17 protein-coding genes are annotated in these 17,276 nt (G+C 53.3%); 8 read left to right on the top strand and 9 right to left on the bottom strand.

All coding sequences use genetic code 11. The annotated features are described in order from the left end of the window. Nucleotides 1–226 precede the first annotated feature (226 nt). Together QEH53_RS14460 and QEH53_RS14455 are read left to right on the top strand one after the other, a co-directional pair. Complete coding sequence (locus QEH53_RS14460; RefSeq protein ID WP_309023922.1) at nucleotides 227–1,147, top strand: glutathione S-transferase family protein; 921 nt, start codon at nucleotides 227–229, stop codon at nucleotides 1,145–1,147. A gap of 76 nt (nucleotides 1,148–1,223) precedes the next feature. Continuing rightward, nucleotides 1,224–2,366 carry an endo-1,4-beta-xylanase gene (locus QEH53_RS14455; RefSeq protein ID WP_309023921.1) on the top strand — a complete coding sequence of 381 codons (1,143 nt, stop codon included), beginning with the start codon at nucleotides 1,224–1,226 and terminating at the stop codon, nucleotides 2,364–2,366. Between the two features lie 82 nt (nucleotides 2,367–2,448). Here QEH53_RS14455 and QEH53_RS14450 read toward each other — a convergent pair whose 3' ends face one another. Together QEH53_RS14450 and QEH53_RS14445 are read right to left on the bottom strand one after the other, a co-directional pair. Continuing rightward, a complete protein-coding gene (locus QEH53_RS14450; protein ID WP_309023920.1) occupies nucleotides 2,449–4,923 on the bottom strand; it encodes an ATP-binding protein in 2,475 nt (824 codons plus the stop codon). Nucleotides 4,924–5,276: 353 nt separating this feature from the next. Then, nucleotides 5,277–5,687, bottom strand: coding sequence for a hypothetical protein (locus QEH53_RS14445; protein ID WP_309023919.1), 411 nt, complete (start codon nucleotides 5,685–5,687; stop codon nucleotides 5,277–5,279). Nucleotides 5,688–5,805: 118 nt separating this feature from the next. Between QEH53_RS14445 and QEH53_RS14440 the strand changes: the two genes are divergently transcribed. Further along, the gene (locus QEH53_RS14440) at nucleotides 5,806–6,390 is read left to right on the top strand and encodes a nucleoside hydrolase (RefSeq protein ID WP_309023918.1); all 585 of its coding nucleotides are present in this window, start codon (nucleotides 5,806–5,808) and stop codon (nucleotides 6,388–6,390) included. A 20-nt stretch (nucleotides 6,391–6,410) separates the two neighbouring features. Then, entirely contained in the window at nucleotides 6,411–6,620 is a 210-nt protein-coding gene (locus tag QEH53_RS14435; RefSeq protein WP_309023917.1) for a hypothetical protein, read from the top strand. An 88-nt stretch (nucleotides 6,621–6,708) separates the two neighbouring features. Here QEH53_RS14435 and QEH53_RS14430 read toward each other — a convergent pair whose 3' ends face one another. Next, a complete protein-coding gene (locus QEH53_RS14430) occupies nucleotides 6,709–7,053 on the bottom strand; it encodes a YheU family protein (RefSeq protein WP_309023916.1) in 345 nt (114 codons plus the stop codon). On the opposite strand from QEH53_RS14430, the gene QEH53_RS14425 reads away from it, so the two are divergent. After that, on the top strand, nucleotides 7,052–7,945 hold the full coding sequence (locus tag QEH53_RS14425) for a histone deacetylase (RefSeq protein ID WP_309023915.1): 894 nt from the start codon (nucleotides 7,052–7,054) through the stop codon (nucleotides 7,943–7,945). The genes QEH53_RS14430 and QEH53_RS14425 overlap by 2 nt on opposite strands. A 106-nt stretch (nucleotides 7,946–8,051) precedes the next feature. Here QEH53_RS14425 and QEH53_RS14420 read toward each other — a convergent pair whose 3' ends face one another. Together QEH53_RS14420 and QEH53_RS24205 are read right to left on the bottom strand one after the other, a co-directional pair. Then, nucleotides 8,052–9,308: an ADP-ribosylglycohydrolase family protein gene (locus QEH53_RS14420; RefSeq protein ID WP_309023914.1), complete on the bottom strand. Its 1,257-nt coding sequence runs from the start codon at nucleotides 9,306–9,308 to the stop codon at nucleotides 8,052–8,054. 53 nt (nucleotides 9,309–9,361) lie between these two features. Next, the gene (locus tag QEH53_RS24205) at nucleotides 9,362–9,574 is read right to left on the bottom strand and encodes a DUF2945 domain-containing protein (protein ID WP_345785724.1); all 213 of its coding nucleotides are present in this window, start codon (nucleotides 9,572–9,574) and stop codon (nucleotides 9,362–9,364) included. 211 nt (nucleotides 9,575–9,785) lie between these two features. Between QEH53_RS24205 and QEH53_RS14415 the strand changes: the two genes are divergently transcribed. The 3 genes from QEH53_RS14415 to QEH53_RS14405 all read left to right on the top strand — a co-directional run bounded on the left by QEH53_RS14415 (nucleotide 9,786) and on the right by QEH53_RS14405 (nucleotide 11,127). Further along, nucleotides 9,786–10,295: a DUF2062 domain-containing protein gene (locus tag QEH53_RS14415; protein WP_309023951.1), complete on the top strand. Its 510-nt coding sequence runs from the start codon at nucleotides 9,786–9,788 to the stop codon at nucleotides 10,293–10,295. A gap of 71 nt (nucleotides 10,296–10,366) precedes the next feature. Further along, a complete protein-coding gene (locus QEH53_RS14410; RefSeq protein WP_309023913.1) occupies nucleotides 10,367–10,522 on the top strand; it encodes a hypothetical protein in 156 nt (51 codons plus the stop codon). Nucleotides 10,523–10,632: 110 nt separating this feature from the next. Next, on the top strand, nucleotides 10,633–11,127 hold the full coding sequence (locus QEH53_RS14405; protein ID WP_309023912.1) for a TspO/MBR family protein: 495 nt from the start codon (nucleotides 10,633–10,635) through the stop codon (nucleotides 11,125–11,127). A gap of 125 nt (nucleotides 11,128–11,252) precedes the next feature. Here the strand turns inward: QEH53_RS14405 and QEH53_RS14400 are convergent, their stop codons facing one another. From QEH53_RS14400 to QEH53_RS14385, 4 genes are all read right to left on the bottom strand, one after another. Further along, complete coding sequence (locus QEH53_RS14400; protein ID WP_309023911.1) at nucleotides 11,253–11,705, bottom strand: glycine zipper domain-containing protein; 453 nt, start codon at nucleotides 11,703–11,705, stop codon at nucleotides 11,253–11,255. A 234-nt stretch (nucleotides 11,706–11,939) separates the two neighbouring features. Next, a complete protein-coding gene (locus tag QEH53_RS14395; RefSeq protein ID WP_309023910.1) occupies nucleotides 11,940–12,698 on the bottom strand; it encodes a ThuA domain-containing protein in 759 nt (252 codons plus the stop codon). Between the two features lie 110 nt (nucleotides 12,699–12,808). Continuing rightward, nucleotides 12,809–13,528, bottom strand: coding sequence for a sugar phosphate isomerase/epimerase family protein (locus tag QEH53_RS14390; protein ID WP_309023909.1), 720 nt, complete (start codon nucleotides 13,526–13,528; stop codon nucleotides 12,809–12,811). A gap of 221 nt (nucleotides 13,529–13,749) precedes the next feature. Next, entirely contained in the window at nucleotides 13,750–17,163 is a 3,414-nt protein-coding gene (locus tag QEH53_RS14385; protein WP_309023908.1) for a HEAT repeat domain-containing protein, read from the bottom strand. Nucleotides 17,164–17,276 lie beyond the last annotated feature (113 nt).

Here is a 17,276-nt window from a genome sequence, read left to right as displayed (position 1 = left end):
GCAAATCCTAAGCAAGGTGGGCATCTTGCTTAAGTAGGACCGGACTATAGACCACAGCTATTAACGGTTCCAAGAAACCAAAATCCGTCCCCGTTTTCGGCTGCCTCGATGCTCCATCATTCCTTCTGGGGAGACACCTACCGATGCCTTCGAACTAAGAAGGTATTCATTTTGCGGTTACCTGTACCATGCAATAAAATCCGCACATGATCCGTTTCCGTTATCGATGAGCAAGAAAGCACAGTTCCCTGACGAACAAGGCGAGGATGGGGCCTTCGAGCGCCAAAAGGACGCCTTCGATAATTGGATAGAAGACAAACCCGACGCCCAATTCCCCGCCGTCTCCGGGCGCTACCACCTCTACGTGTCGCTAGCCTGCCCGTGGGCCCACCGCACTATAATCATGCGTGAGCGGCAAGGTCTCGCCCCACATATCGGCATGACTGTAGTCGACCCGATCCGCGACGATAAAGGCTGGCGTTTCGTCGAAGACGTCCCCGGATGCGAAGCCGATCCCGTCAATGGCTTCCAATTCCTCAGTGAAGCCTACCACGCTACCGATCCAGACTACAAAGGACGTATCACCGTGCCGGTGCTTTGGGACAAGGAAACCAAGCGCATAGTCAGCAACAACGACGACGCAATCATGCGGATGTTTAACAACTCCTTCTCGTCGTTGACGGGCCAGCGACATGAACATTGTCCAGAGGTCTTGCTCCCCGAAATCGATCGCCTCAACGAGTTGATTTACGAAACTGTCAACAACGGGGTATACAAAGCGGGCTTTGCCTCCAGCCAAAAAGCTTACGAAAATGCAGTGTATCCACTTTTCGACACACTTGACATGCTCGAATCCCGCTTGAGTCGAAGCCCGTTCCTTATTGGCGATAGCATCACCGAAACTGATTGGAGGTTGTGGGTGACGCTGATCCGTTTCGACGCGGTCTATCACGGACACTTCAAGTGCAACATACGTCGACTCGTAGACTACCCAAATCTCATCAACTACACTCAGCGTTTGTACAACGAACCTGGGATTGCCGAAACAGTCGATTTCAGCCATATCAAGCGCCACTACTACTTGACCCACGACGAACTCAACCCTAGCGGAATCCTTCCAGCAGGACCCCGATCGATCTGGACCTGACCTCCAAAATCTTCACATTGCCAACTTTCTGAACTCCCTCAATTCTGGAACTATGTTTCATACGTCTATCCCACCCATGCCTAAGTTCATCGCCTCTACCCTTCTCGTTGCCGTGACTGCGGTACACTCCTTCGCGGAAGATACGGACCCAACGCTTAAAGGAGCATACACCGATGCGTTCAAAATTGGAGCGTCACTCAGCCACTGGGTGGTGGACGGTCGCGATAGCCAAGTGCAGGACATTCTGTTGCAGCAGTTCAATTCAGTGACCGCAGAAAACTCGCTCAAAGCGGAGTCGGTCAACCCAGAGTCAGGCGTTTTTACCTTCGAGCAAGCCGATGCCTTCGTCGACTTCGCAGAGAAACACGACCAGCAAATCATCGGCCATACCTTGGTGTGGCACAACCAGACACCGGACTGGTTTTTCCAGAACGAAGAAGGTGAGCCAAATACCGCCGAGCAGCAAAAGGAGCGCTTGCGCCAACACATCGAAACCGTCGCCGGGCGTTACGCCGGACGCATCCACGCTTGGGACGTCGTCAACGAAGTAATTGCTGACGATGGCTCCTACCGCCCCACCACCTGGGTGAATAGCATTGGCGACGGAGACGAGCTCGTGCGGTTGTCGTTTAAATACGCGTCCCAGTACGCACCCGACGCGGAGCTCTACTACAACGATTTCAATGCCTGGAGGCCCTCCAAACGCGACGGGATTGTGCGCATGGTCAAGATGCTCCAAGACGAGGGCATTCGCATCGACGGCATCGGCATCCAAGCGCATTGGGGGCTAAATTATCCCAAGAACGAGTACATCCAAGAAGCCATCGACGCCTATGCTGCGCTTGGCGTCAAAGTGATGATCACCGAGCTCGATGTGGACGTGCTGCCGCTCACTAGAGAAGGTCAGATCATCGGCAGAGGGATGTTTCACCCCCAATTCCAGCTGGAGGAGTTCAAGGACTACCTTGACCCCTACGCGGACGGACTTCCCGAATCTGTAGAACAGGAGCTTGCCGACCGCTACGCAGAACTTTTCCAGATATTCTATCGTAACCGTGAGAAGATCGACCGCGTCACGCTTTGGGGCATCCATGACAACATGTCGTGGAAGAACGGATACCCCATTCCCGGTCGTACAAACTACCCGCTGCTTTGGAATCGGGATCTGTCGCCCAAACCCGCCCTGAAAGCGGTGCTCAAAGTGCCTAGTCAAGACTGAGCCGCTGGAATTATAGCTATCGCTCGCTGAAGGGTTTGGCTAATGACGGTATCCACCTTAGGGACTCTCTCTGCCAGCTTTCCTAGTTCCGTCGCTCTCTCACGAGTTTGCGACAGGCCTCGACGAGCATCTCGCCATCTAGAGGCTTGAAAAGCACCTCGTCCATGCCTGCCGCTTCGCAGCGTTGCAGCTGGTCACTGGTTGCATGGGCGGTGATCCCCATGATTGGTGCCAAGATAGCCCCTTCACTCTTAGATCGAATTGATCGAGCTGCTGCGTACCCATCCATCACGGGCATGGCGCAGTCCAGCAACACCAAGTCAAACTTACCGCTTTCGTAAGCATCCAGACACTCCTTGCCATCCCGAACCGCATGGACCGAGAACCCGGCTTGAGTGAGTACCTTAGCCATCACTACGCGATTCGAGTTATTGTCCTCTGCTAGCAAAATGCTCCCTCCCGGGTTCGGGGGATTGCCGAACGCGAATTGCGAAGATCCCTTATTTTTCGCAGCTCTCTCGCCTTCGCGCGGCAGCTTGATCACCAGGGTGAATATCGATCCCTCTCCGATTTTGCTTTCGACGAGAATCTTGCCGTCCATTTGCTCAGCCAATCGACTGGAAATGGCCAAGCCCAAGCCCGTTCCGCCAAAGCGCTCGTTTATTGTTTCATCAGCCTGGGTGAAGGGATCGAATATTCGTTCGACCTGCTCGTCGCTCATCCCGATGCCTGTATCTTCGATACGGATACATACGAAATCGGGATCCGTATAGACTGGAGAAATCTGAATATTGATGCTCCCTCTATTGGTAAATTTAACCGCGTTTCCGACAAGGTTATAGATTATTTGCCGGACCCGCCCTGGGTCACCCTGGCGCAGCAAAAGATCTTCAAGCTTGTTTTCGACAACCAGTTCTACGCCCTTCTCCTTGACGCCGAAACGAAAAGTGTCGCAAACCTCGCGCACCGTACTCGCCACGTCGAAGAGCTCGTCCGATAACTCGATCCTACGAGCCTCGATCTTCGCTAGGTCTAATATGTCGTCCACCAGCGAGTTTAAGGACTTGGTCGAATTCCCCACGATCTCACACAGGGTTTTCTGCTCTTCGTCCAATCCGGATTTCGAAAGCAGGCTTATGCCTCCAAATATCCCGTTAAGAGGCGTTCGAATCTCGTGAGACATGGTAGCGAGGAATTCGCTCTTTGCGTTGTTTGCCGCGCAAGCGGCTTCCTCCGCCCGACGCCGATCTACGATCTCCTTCTCGAGCAAGCCGTTGGCAGACGCTAGCTCAGTAGTTCGTTCTTCCACCTTTTTGTCGAGCTCGGCGATGTTCTGCTGGATACGCTGGCGCATCTCCTCGATCCCTTTAGCAAGCGAGCCGAGCTCGTCACTTTGGTCGTCGACGGCGACTTGAGTATCCAGATTTCCCCCATGAATCCTCACCGTGGCCTGATTCAGAATTTCGATCCGCGAGGCGATGCCACCTAGTAACCTCCAAGCCAGCGTCACGGCTATGGCTAGGAGCACAAGTTTAGTGGTAAGCATCACCACCGACATGCTGCCAATGGTTTTATGCAAGTGTTCGGTCTGCGCCCGAATACGGCTAACGTCCGCGTCCATAGCTGCGGAAAGCGTATTAAAAGGAGCTAGATTCGCGCTAACGAGCTCTTGGGGTATCGAGACCTCGGCGCTCAAAACTCCATCCCGGACCGATTGAGAGATAAACAGAGCTTCTTTCCCGTCGTCCGCTTGTCCTGTGCCTTCCCGCCGCCAATGCACCACTCCAGATTTATCGACCAAACGAATCCCCGAAGTGAGCTCGTCAGGACCATGTATCACGTCTGCTAGGCTTTCCACCGGAAGTACCAATTGCAGGTAGCCGACGACAGGAGCCCCTTCCGATTGACTCTGAATCGGAACAGTTCCCGAGATGACGGAGCGGGAGGAGCTCGCCCCCATACCCCCCATCGAATACGCCTGCCAACTTGTCGCTCCTAACTCCGACCCCAGCGCCTTGATGAACCAAGGCTCGGACAACGTCTTCCGCCGATCGCCTCGTCCTGCCCCCGCCTTGCTTTCAAGCAAACTGGTGGCGCTATCTCGCATTTCTAAGCCAGCTACTGTCCGTCCATTGTCATCGACCAAAGCAGCCCGTACCAGTCCATGCGTTTCGATCAGGTCTCTAAAATACTCACCTGAACTCTCTCGGTCTTCTTTGGACCCTCCGCTGCTGAGCAGCCCTTTCAGATCATTGCGTTGGGCCGACAATATGAGAGACTTTTCGATGGAATCCAGCTTCCCATCCATGTTTGCCCCGATGTTTGCTAGGGCAAAAGAATAGGCTTCCTTCATAGCCGACTCGAAACGAGAGCGTGCTTCACTCTGTGTCGTTTCCGAGAGCGTCGCCAAGTCGTCGAGGCTCGATTCCAGATACTCCGTATCCTCTAGCGGCGGTACGATCGCCAACTGAAATGTCAGCCAAAACAAAATACCAGGAGCTAGCACCAGTGGCACTACCCTATAGAGAAACTTCCGACGAATCGTCATAACAGGCATCAGAGGAAAGAGACGAGCAGTACGCCGCCGGTCGACGGAGGCAGCGACACAGTCGTTTTGTTCCCTGAAAAAGCAACTCTAGTCGAATTCCAGAGAAAGGCTATAGCTTGCAGAGGTTTTAATGCTTCAAGAAAAACTAAGCCTCTTCAGCGGCGTTAAACAGCGCCCTTCCTAGTCAGGAGTCCCCATTTTCTCTCTGTTCACCGAGCCCGTATTCAAAAAACAAATCGATCGGTGACATTCACGTGCATCCGCGGTTGCCCAAAGTGCTCAGTGAGGCGACTCCTTTTTCGTTGTCCTCTAAAAGTAGCGCTATTCAGAATCAACGACTCAAAGCCGCCTCCCACTCGCTGCTAGCCCGTTTCCTCTTCGCAGTCAGCATGCAACTTGTCAGCGAGAGCACGGGCTTCACGCTCGTTCACAGCCAAGTGAAACGGGTGATGAGGTAGGGTGTGCAAAAAGTGAGCTTGAATCAGGCTGGCTAACCCTTGATTGAGCCGGTTCATGCCAAAAAGGATGGTGGCCCGAATCTCCTTCGATTCCTGTGCCGACTTGTATCCAGATGGCATAGCAGAGGCCCCTTGAAAATCCACGTTGAAGTGCCCGATCAACGAGAGGTCGACCAGCTCGATTGCTCCAGGAGGTATCGATGTGTCATCCCGCAAGTCACTGAAGTACTTCATGATCTCGTCGATCGTTAGCTCTCCAGAACAGGTGATCTCAACGATTCTACTCTCAGAGCTATAGCGGTAGGAGACAGGCATCAGGCGAAGTGAGACTCTCTTCGAGAAAGCACGCTTAGTCAAATACTACGCTACTTCTGTCGGAACGACTTAGGATGTAACTTCGTTCGAAACTGATTCGTCAGCCTGTAGAGCGGTCATGCAAACGCTGCGAAAAATCCGCCCCTCACTGCTCAATTTCGAAGCCGAGACCGAGCGCTGGGAGACCCTGTACGGCAAGTTGACCTGGAAAGGTGCTTGGATGAAAGAGTGGGTCGAGGAAACCGGGCAAAACGCTCCACATTACTACGGGCTAAACGATCCGGTAGAAATCGAGTGGGGAATGCCCCAGTTGCAGCCGGCCGCCGAAATCGCGGTCCTCTTCATGATCAAGATGGTACGTAAGGTCCTCGGCGAAGTTACCATCCTCGAGGGAGGACCACTCACCAATCTCGCCCTCGCTCAACGCCTCGACCCCGAATTCGCCAGCCTCGCAAAGGAGCTGGTTTACATGGGCGGCAGCTTCAACCCTCGCCAAGTTCTCGACAACCAAGTCGCTGCCGAGTTTGCCAGAGAGTTCTGGCCAACTCGCCCCGCCGCGAGTTCAAGATCTGCGTCGATCCCGAGGCTGCCATTATCGCCGCTCGCAGCCCTTGGAAAAAAATCACAGTGGTGCCGGTCGATCCCTCTACTGGGACTCAACTATCTGAAGATTTGCAGAAACGCATCCAAAGCGAAGCACTAGCTGAGCTTGCGCGGAAGCTCGTGACCTGGCCCGCAGGGTTCCCTCTCTGGGACGAAATATCCGCTGGCGTCTGGCTCGACCCCGATATCGTAAACCACCAAGAGAACCTCTTCGTAGACTATAACACGAACTTCAGCCCGAGCTACGGTGACACTCTGTCTTGGCGACCTGGATACGAGCCCGGACTAGGCGAACGACCAGGATTAATCATTGCTTCCAAGGACATTTAGTATCCACAGATTATGTACAAAAACAGAGAGGCCAAACAACCAAATCTAGCTCATCTCGCCTCTCAACGGTACCACGCTTGACCGTCCCCTACTGGACGGTAACTACGTTGCAGGTTTCGCTTTCCGTGTCGAATACGATACGAGCGCTGCCGTCTTCCAGCTGTGCTCGGACTGCTGCGATCTTCTCGTCGAGCGAGAAGAAACGGTCTCCGTATTCGGTACCCTCTCTCGTAACGAACTCTCCGATTACGGCCCGAAGGATCTCAGGTTCAAGCTTGTTGTGTGGAATCTCCATAGGGTCGACTATTTGAGAGTCAGTCAATAGCGACTCCGACGAACGAAGCCACACATTAAAGAGACGCCACTGAAATGACGCCTTGCGGCTTTCACTCGTCTGCATAGCAAAAAGGTAATTCCCTACGTGCTGCTTCATGTTACCGCTTTATTACCATCCAATCTACACCGAGGGTATTCATCCTTCCGCACGCTTCCCCCGTGATCGCTACCGCCTGCTAGCGGAGCGCCTGGAGGGAAACCCCGCTATTGAAATTCGCAGTCCGCGGCGGGCAATGCGAGACGAGCTCGCCTTAGCCCATGATACGGACTACATCGATGCTTTCTTAGGGGGCCAGCTTTCCGAAAAGGAGGTGAGGCGCATCGGTCTCAAGCCCTGGACGCCTGCCATAGTCGAACGCACCCAGCGCATCGCGGGTGGGAGCCTGCAAGCCTTGGAACAGGTTCTAGAAACCGGGGGCATCGCGGGCAACATGGCCGGCGGCACCCATCACGCCTACCGGAACTTTGGGTCTGGTTACTGCATTTTTAACGACGTGGCCATTTGCGCATTTGCAGCTCTGCAACGGCCTGAAATCAAGAGAGTCCTTTCCCTCGACCTCGACGTGCACCAAGGCGACGGCACCGCATCCATTTTGGCCCACGAACCAGGCGTCTTCACGTGTTCCATACACGCACAGAGCAATTTCCCCTTCCGCAAGCAAAAGAGCGACCTCGACGTCGGCCTGGAGGACAACATCGGCGACGACGCTTACATGTCCTGCCTCGAAAAGACGCTCAAGCAAATACAGCCTGATCGCTTCGACTTGATTCTTTTTCAAGCTGGAGTGGATACTTTGGAAGTCGATGCGCTCGGAAACCTCTGCCTCAGCCACGAAGGATTACGCCGACGCAACCGGCGCGCTCTCGAGCTCAACGAGAGAAACCACACCCCTCTCGTAATCCTCATGGGAGGCGGTTACGCCAAACCCATAGCCCGTACGATCGACGCCTTCGAAGACCTCTTCACAACCGCTGCCCAGTATTGCTGACCGAGAAAGGTTACTACCTTGCCTCCTTCTCCCATTGGTAGGCAACCCGGGTAGGATTAACGTATCTATAATCTTGTTACGCGGCCTTGCTCAATTTCCAAGGCTCTCAATACGCTTTCGAATTGTTGCACGCGACTGCGACGAAATTTTCTATTTCGCTCGCCAACGCGTCCCTATCCCGCAAGCCCTCCTTCAAGTGCTCCGGAAAATCGTCGCACGACGCCCCTAGCAACAGCCCTAAAAGAGCTCCACGATGCACATTGTCCCCGCCCGCATTGGCATTTGCCAACAGAGCTGGTTCGATCTGAAAGCCGTGATGCAAGGAAAAGTACAAAGTCAACGGCCATCCGTGCTCGGGATAGCAAGCAGTCGCTAAGCGTTTGTTGACGACCTCCACAGGCGACAGTCTTCCGAGCTCCGTGAAATCGATAGCAGTATCCTCCAGTCGCGTGTGAAGATCCCATACCTCATCGTCCGGTAGGTTACTGGGACCTCCAGCCTCCCGATATTTCGCAAAAAGCTCATCCCCTGAAATCACAGGAGCTCGAAGCCCGGCACAGTGCTTCTTGGTCGCTACCATTGGGTCTTCACCTCGTACCAGCGAGTGGAGCAGCGGCACGCCTTGCGACAAAACAGCAACATTCGTTTCGGATCGGTGTGTCAGTTCCATATGTCCAGCTGCGATACCGATGCCGAGATAGGTGTCGTCGACGAGGAGCGATAGTACCATAGGGCGAAGCAGCCCCCCCATTGAAGCGATAGACCAGACCTCGCGTTGACGGGCCGCACAGTCAAGCAGGTCCTTACCTTCCGAATAATGCTCGAAATAGCGACGCAAGTAGATTTCGGTATACGGATCCTTTCGCTCGTCGGGATTCGTCATGTATTCAATAAACTCTGACAAAAACACGTCCTCAGTGTAACGCTTTTCAGCGACTACGCTTTTCAGAAGCAATCGGACCAGTTCGGAGCCGAGCGTTACATCACCAGCTTCAAGTCCGTGGTGATAATGAATTCTTTCATCCTCTTGCGGAACCGAATTTCCATGCTCCGGATCGGAACCCTCTGTTTTCAACTCAAACTCGGTGTAGTTGGTTTTATAGTACTTCGCGTGCACACCCAAAATGTCAAATTTACGACCTTGCTTCGTCGCCGTTTCTATATCGGGCTGGTACTCCGAACCAACCATAAAGCTCTCCGGGTGCGGATGAGGCGGAGACACGAATTGGGATATACCTCCGTCAAACACTTCCTGCAATTTGTCGACGTCGTATATCCAGTGGGCGGGCATCGCGAGGGAGTCACCGCAAAACAGTCCCCATAACGCATTCTCAATTCTCTTCGCTTTACTGCCTACGGACATACTTAATTCGTTGAATCATAATTCTGAGTAGCCCTTTCAGGGACTAGGCACGGCTAGTCCGACCGAGACAGCTCGCTCTTCGATTTCAATACCCTTGAGCCATCTTCCTGTTGGATCAAATAGGCAGGTTTGGAGCGAGTAGCTTTTCTTTTGACCTTAGCTCCATCGAATACTCTCGAGACTGCTGAAGTAAATCGTTCCCGAACTTTTCCCTTCGCAGTACCATCTCTCCAAGTCCACTTCACCTCGGTGCCTTTACGTATCATTGTGCCCATGACATAGCTGTTTGCAAACCTCGCGCCACGTGACGCAAGACTCACCGCACATGCAAAATTGCCGACAGTGTTTCATGATGCACCAATCGGTTGAAGCATTCTGCACCTTTTCACCCGTCAGAAATAGTGTCGCTGTGACCTTTATCCCAGCTGCAGAAAAAACCCATTCGCTTTCGGATCGGTTTGTGCAGACTACGGAGATATTAGAAATGCCATTCCAATACGTACTACGTTAAAAAAGATCCGACGCTGGGTACGCTTCCAAACCATCTCGTTGTTTCGCGTGAGAGATGGGAGCGAGCGTGTGGCTCGCGGCTTCGCAATTGGGGCTCTGATCAACTTTTTCCCTACCTTCGGGTTCGGAATCGTAGTGGGAGGATTCGCCGCAGGACTGGCCGGTGGCAACGCCCTCGCCGGCTTCGTAGGAGGCACGGTTTTCGTCGTACTCTGGCCCGCTATTTTTTTCCTCAATATGAAGACCGGAGGCCTCGTCTACCACTCCCCCGTCAGAGTCGATAAGATGGAGGATGTGGACGAACGAACTATCGATGCTCTCGTGATGGGAAAGACCTTTCTAGCTGGTGCCACTATAAACGTGATCGTCGCTGGTGCGGTAATCTACGGAATCGTCTATTTCGCTCACAGCCGTTTCCGAGGGCGCGTGTTAGCATGGCTTCATTCAAAACGTCGAGCGGCGTCGAAAGTAAGGTAGCTCTATCAGGTGAAACGAACCCATGGCACAATAAATGCAAGCGGATCGGGCATACACAACGACTGAAACCTATGCGACTACTTCTTATCATCGTCATTCTTCTCCTCCTATTCGGCGGAGGCGGTTTTTATTTCGGAGGCCCTACCTACGGAGGCGGCGGACTCGGACTCGCCCTCTTAGTGCTTCTTATCGTCTTCCTAATGGGCGGCTTCCGCTCGAAGCCGTAAGCGAGATCGACGTGTCCTAGCGTACCCATCCTTTTGTTACTTAGTAATCGCAGCCCTCTTTCGTATCGACGAACCGGCCTAGATTGAGTCTTGTAAAAATTAATACTTGGATGGCCGCTGGAAAAGGTAAGCAGATATACAAGGTCGTCGTAAGCCTCGGTGCGACCTACGCAGTTTCCGCCGTAGGGGCTGTTGCCTCAATATCTGCAAAATCGTTCTACTCAGACCTAAACCAACCTGGCTGGGCTCCCCCCGCCTACGTGTTCGGACCTGTCTGGACCATTCTTTACACAATGATGGCGATTGCGACTTGGCTCGTGTGGCGACGAGTCAAGACGGGATCCGTCTCCAAGGAACTTACCGTGTACGGTGCTCAACTTGCGGTCAACGGCCTCTGGTCCTGGCTTTTCTTCAAGTGGAATCTTGGGCCAGCCGCATTTATAGACATCCTGTTACTGCTCGGCCTGATTGTACTAAACGTATTCATGTACTGGAGACTAAATAAGTGGGCTGGCCTCCTCCTTTTACCCTATCTCGCTTGGGTCGCCTTCGCTGCCGCCTTGTGCTTCGCAGTCTGGCAGCTTAATCCGGAAGAACTCGGCTAGCGAAAACGATGCTAATTTTCCCTCAGGAGAATCAAGTTCGCTCAACTAAAGCGAAGATTCAGGCTCGGTGAAAGGTAGCTAAGGCCCACTCTAGAGTGAGCCCCTAGCCCCTGAATTCTATCTCACTATCCACCCACAGAGTCTCCGGCACGATCAACGAGTCTTTGCTTTTCTTCCCTAGTGAGGTGCGCCGACCAATTGACGATCACTTCTCTGCCAGCCCGTTCTCTGATTCGCTCCTTCTCATCTTCCGTCAAAAGCGAACCATAGTCCACCGCGGTATCTACTTCTCCCGCGCTGCCGGCGGGGTAATCTGAATCATCCTTGGACCGACCCATTTCGCGGCCAACCAAGGCTCCAGCCGCTGCGCCAATGGCAGCGCCCTCACCTTCCTCGCCGGATTGATGGCCGACAATTCCGCCGATTACCGCACCTGCGGTGGCACCCGCCGCCGTGCCCCGACGTTCATGGTAGCCCGAGGACGAGCAACCCAAGAGTCCTAGGCAAAGCAATCCGGCGCTGAAGGCTCCCGCCACTGGTTTTGCGAGTAGAGTATTTTTTCGAGATATCGTTTTCATAACGAATTTCTGCTCGCAGCTCTCGCGCCACGGCGGGTTTTCCCTCCAAGCTCATCGTCGTGGATCCGTTCTACCGCTGCAATACGCAGCCCTTCGTGCAAACTACAACGGACTAGCTCAGAGCGAATTTATTACAAAATCACCAGTGATGAGCAAAGCCCCTATACGAATACTCAAATAATCTGCCTCCGGGTAACGCGAGCAGGTAAAGCTTATCTAGTGGCCATGTACAATCTACCAACCGGGTTCCCGTTCGCCTACGGCCCACAAGATACCACCAAAGATGTGCTGCTGGAACTCAGGATCTGCATAGCCTTCTTCGATGTGGCCGAGAGCCGAGTAAAATACGCGCCCGCCAAAGGGTTCGTGATACCACGCGATGGGATGAGACTCTCCCATGATATGGTTCGTTTGTGGATAGTAACTCCTTTCGTCGACCTCCAGCAATACGTTAAGATCTTCGGGAAAAGGATTAGCAAACGTATACCACTCGTCTGTCCAAATCCACTTATCGTCTAAGTGCAAACATGCCGGAAATTCTTTGTCGACCACTTCTATCGTTCCGGTTTGACGCGGTGGGTGCGATAGAAAGACCCGACCGATTAATTCTTCCCACCACAGCCATCGCTTCTCCTCATTGGCAGTAGCCGAGGCCGAGTGGATCCCGACAATCCCGCCTCCCGCAGCGACGTATTCCTGAAACTCGACCCGTTTCTCCTCGTCCAACTCACACGGATTTGCGCTCACAAAAACGATCACATCAAAGTCAGCAAAGGAGTGTCTGGCAAAATCCTCATCCCGCTCCACCCATGTGAGTTCAAAGAAATGTTTTTTAGACAAAAATTCGAAGGTCTCCCTCACTGCCGGCACGTTGCGATGGTGGTACTTGTCGTAAGCATCAGAGAAGACTAATGCGGAGAACTGCTCTGCCTGTACAGACGCAATGGATACGATCAAAAGGTAAACGGTTGCGAACAATGATCTAAGTTTCATGATTGAAAAAGGGCAGAGGTTTCTAATAAACCTGCATCCGCTTAGCGTTCCCGTCCATACCATAATATTTACTTCTAAAAACGGCCGGCACTCTCTCCATAGAACAGAATTCACCTATGGTTAATCGCAGCTCGCAGTCGTTCGATTTGCTCCGGGACGTGCGCCAGTGGGTCTTTGTCTTCGTATTCCAGAGTAACGAAGCCTTGGTAGTTCGCGGACTCCAGAATCGAGACCACCCGATCAAAGTCGGCTGGATACTTCTCCCCTTCAGGTGTCTGCATACTCACCTTGACCTGTACATTGACAGCGTACGGGGCACAACGCTCCAGATCCTTATATGGTGTATTCGTAAAGAAGTTACCAGTATCGAGATTGATACCGATCCAAGGGCTATCGACCGATTCGATAATTTCGACCAGTAAATCCGATGTGATGCCTCCATGGTTCTCAACTCCGATAAAGATTCCCTTTTCCCCAGCGTAGTCAGCACATTCGTTGAGAGCTGCGATCGCATTATCTACCCGATCTCTGCCTTCCGCAAACTCGTGCATCTCACCCGCAAAAAAACGGACGTGCGGAGCGTTGAACTGAGCGGCTACATCGATCCACTGTTTCGCTTGTCTCACTTGCTCGTCAAGGAAGTCACCTTTCGGCTGAGAGAAGTTGTTCCCGATCGCGGTGCCAGTAATCGAGACTCCACGCAAATGGGCGTGCCGTTTCAAGCGGTTGAAATAGTCCCTGTCCGCATTCGGAGGAAGAAAGTACGCAGTGAGCTCCGCGCCGTCACAGCCGTGGTCGGCACAATAGTCGATGAAAGAAAAAAGATCCATATCTCTTCCCTCCTGCGGCTTCTGCGCTTTTCCTTTGAACCAAGAATAGTAGTCTCGAAACGAATACGCCGCTAGGGCAAGTCGCAGCCGCGCTCGCCCATCGCGTTCAAGTGGACCTCTTGCCCGAAGGAATTGAGGAGTAAGCAGAGCAATGGCTCCTACCATTAAAAACCTGCGGCGTAAAATAGGCCTATTCATGGCTGTGGATCACAGTCGGTGCGCTATTCGCCATGTCCACCGCTCGCAGCCGAGGAAGTCGAGTTGGTTTCTCTTCCTTCTTTGAGTTCGGAGAGGAATGCTACAACATCGCGCAGTTCGGCATCACTCAACAATACGCCCATGGGAGGCATGGAAGAGGGTGCATCGAACCGCTCCGCAATCGAAGCTTTCGCCACTTCAACCCGATCGTTTCCCACTTTCACTTCCATGGATTTGGAATCTTCTTTCATCAGTATCCCTTGGATGGACTGACCTTCTTTCGTAGTGAGAACCACGATACCATATCCCAAGGCTATTTTCGCTGACGGATCTACCAAGCTCTCGAGCAACTCCTCGCGACCTAAGCGGTCCGCAACTGCCGCTAAATCTGGCCCGACATCCCCGCCTTCCTCCCCAATTGCGTGGCAACGAATGCACTGAGCAGCTGGAGCATCGTAAACTACGGTGCGGCCTACACCGGCATCTCCTCCGAAAAGCGAGGCATCATACCGAGCGAGGCCGGTTTTCGTGTCTCGCCGATTGCGATATGCTTCCACGCGGTTCTCCAATCCTGGATCTCCCGAGCTTTCAGCTGCAGCTAAGAGCTCCAGCAGCGCTCCCTGCGGAAACTCACCTCTTTGTAAAGCGACGAACTGCTCAGCTAAAAGGTCGTTCGCTGCGTCGGAGTTCAGATGGCCCAGAGTTTCGATGGCAGCTTGGACTTCACTCTCGCCACCCACGCCTAAAGCCATCTCCAACAATCCAACTAGCCTTTCAGCATCGAGCGTGAGTCGAGAAATCTTCTCGAGGGCAGCAGAACGTACCGCTTCTGAATCGTCCGCCAAAGCACGCTCGATAGCGGCAACAAGATTGCTGCTCTCTAAAGTCACCAGAGCATTTAAGGCCGCAATCCGCTCACGAGAGCTTTTGCCCTCTTCAACTATCCCTATTAGGCTTTGCTCAAACTCGTCTATTTCCAAACGCCCCAAGGCCTCGATCGCCGCTAATCGTAACTCCAAGTTCTCCGAGGCGTAGAGCTCATCGAATGCTGAGCCTATAGCAAGTTGAGCGTGTTGCAGTTTGTTATCCGGTCGCGGTAGAATCCTACCCGAAACTCTGTCATATATCGAAGGATCCGCCCAAACAGATAGCGTATCAACTGCTTCGATACGCATTCTCACATCCTCGGACTCCGACACCGCGAACCGGGCCAGCCTCATCGCACTCGATTCGTCTCCCGCATACAAATTGGCATTGATCGCTCGACGTGTGAAGGCCTCCGATGCGTCAGAGCGCTCCGCAAGTCGGCCGGCTAACGCGACAATCCCGTCAGCAAGATGCTCCTCATCCCCGATCGCACGAGCCGCAGCCGTTGCGACAATCTCTTCACTATCATCCAAGAAACGAATGACAGCGGGATGGCCAAGGCGATCAAGAGCTACCACCGCCGCTATGCGTACGGCAGCCGAACGATGTCCCGCGAGATTCATCAATCGATCTCCATCGTCGACACGAGCAAGTGCGATCGCACCTGCATGTCGCAGGTAAACCTCTTCGTCATCGTTGCGATCCAGCATGTCGATAATGTTCGAATAGGCTTCCGAGTCTCCAATTCGTCCGAGAGCCTCCGTAGCCATCAACCGGATACGCGGGCTATCATCTGACAACAGCTTTCGCAATTCTTCCGCGGCTGGAGCACAGCGAATGTCCCCCAATGTTCGGGCAGCCTGAGCCCTCACCTCTGCGTCAGAATCATGTAAAAGGTCTAAAAGTCTTTCACCTTCTGCCTCCCCCTTGCGGGCAAGTTGCCCGAAGCCCCAAATCGAGTGTACCCGCGAGATCAAGTTAGCACCGTCGTAAGCTTCTTTCAAGAAGCTCCTAGCCTCGTCGCGCTTCACTAGTTCAAACTGGGCCTTCAAACGCACTCGCCGATCTTCGTGGCTCAAGAGATTAACCAACGACAAAGGCGAAACTTTCGCTAATCCTTCCGCAAGCATACCCTGCGTCTCAATTGCAGCATCCGTCATTTCGTCAGTCGTATCGACTTTCCAAACACGGCCTACTCCATCAGTATCCCAGCCGCCGCCCCAATCAGCGAGATAGAGAGCGCCCTCCGGGCCGAAGTCGATGCCGACGGCAGTGATCCCGCTCAAAATCTCTTCGTCGTTATCTAATGCAAACGCAGCTCCCTGAGGCTTAAGCGAATAGGCAAAAATTCGAGAATTGGCTGGATTCCCCGTGAAGGAAGCGACCAAGAAGTGATCTTTCCAACGCCCCCCCAGAGCAGTCCCCGGCTGAAAAACCAATCCTGCGGGACCTGTGTGATAGTTGTCGAGAGCTGGCAAGATGTGGGCAGCCTGTCCATCGAAACGTGGCTTAAAGTAAAGCTCGTCCATCCAAACCTTGTAGGCATTGTTCTTCGGATCAGTGTACTTGCCGAGCTGCCAGTTGTTCCGCCAGCCCGTATCTGATCCATCGATCAAATACACGAGTCGCTCATCCTCACCTGGATGATCACCATCGTTGTCTACCCCGATCAAGTTCCCCATGGCATCCCAATCGAACTCATGCAAATTACGCAGTCCGTGAGCGTATACCTCGAAACCGCTACCATCGAGTTCGGATCGCACTAGTACGCCTTGCCGCGGAAATTTCCAACGTTTCCCTTCCTGGTCCACTCCATTGAACCCGACGTCGCCAATTCCCCAGTAAATACGGCCGTCCGGTCCTATTTTGACGCCGGAGATGCCGTGACCGCCAAATCCAACGTGTATCCCATACCCCGAACTGATTGGCTCCTTGCTCTCGTATTCGCCATCCCCATCCAAATCTTGAATACGCCACATATCAGGCATAACACCCAGAAAAATAGAATTGTCATGTACAAGCAAGGCTCCGGCGATATCCGTCTCCAAGGTGCTCGGGACAAACTGGAAACGCTCCGAAAGATCAGCCCGTCCGTCGCCGCTTTGATCTAGCAGTCGGTACACCTCCTCCGCTTCAGTAGAAAGATCACGCCAATCGTGAGAGCCGTCCTCGTTGAAATCTCGCAGCCACGTATTCTTGTCACTGTTTTTTGGGGACAACTCCCGCCTCAGGAAGTCGGCTCTTTCCTCGACTGATTCCCAACTCCAACTCTCAGGAACCCACTCTCCCAAGCTGCGGATATCGAACATCGAGCTATTCCTTCGCAAGGTGGCCGAAACCCAAACCTCGCCCCCATCGGTAACGTCGATCGCCACCGGATCTGTCAGCATCTGATCTGGTGCCCAAAGCCGAGCTTGAAGGCCATCCGCTAGGGACAGCGGGGCCTTCGCCTCGATTTCGAGGGCGAGCTTCTCAGACTCTCGATCAGAGAGGCTTGTCGAGTCAACAGCGGCCACGGAATAGTCCGTTAGAGCTGCGATAAGCAATAGATGGGCAAGCGATGTCTTCATAGGTATCGGGGGGTATACAGCAGCCAACCTAGGCCCGCGTTGAAGACGCGCAAGGCCAAGAGCAGGAAGGGCTCAATATTACCTGAGCACCTGAGTCGAACCGGTCTAGGGAG

It is taken from the genome of Pelagicoccus sp. SDUM812002 (assembly GCF_031127835.1).
Lineage (GTDB): Bacteria > Verrucomicrobiota > Verrucomicrobiia > Opitutales > Opitutaceae > Pelagicoccus.
This window is presented reverse-complemented; position numbering and strand designations above follow the sequence as displayed.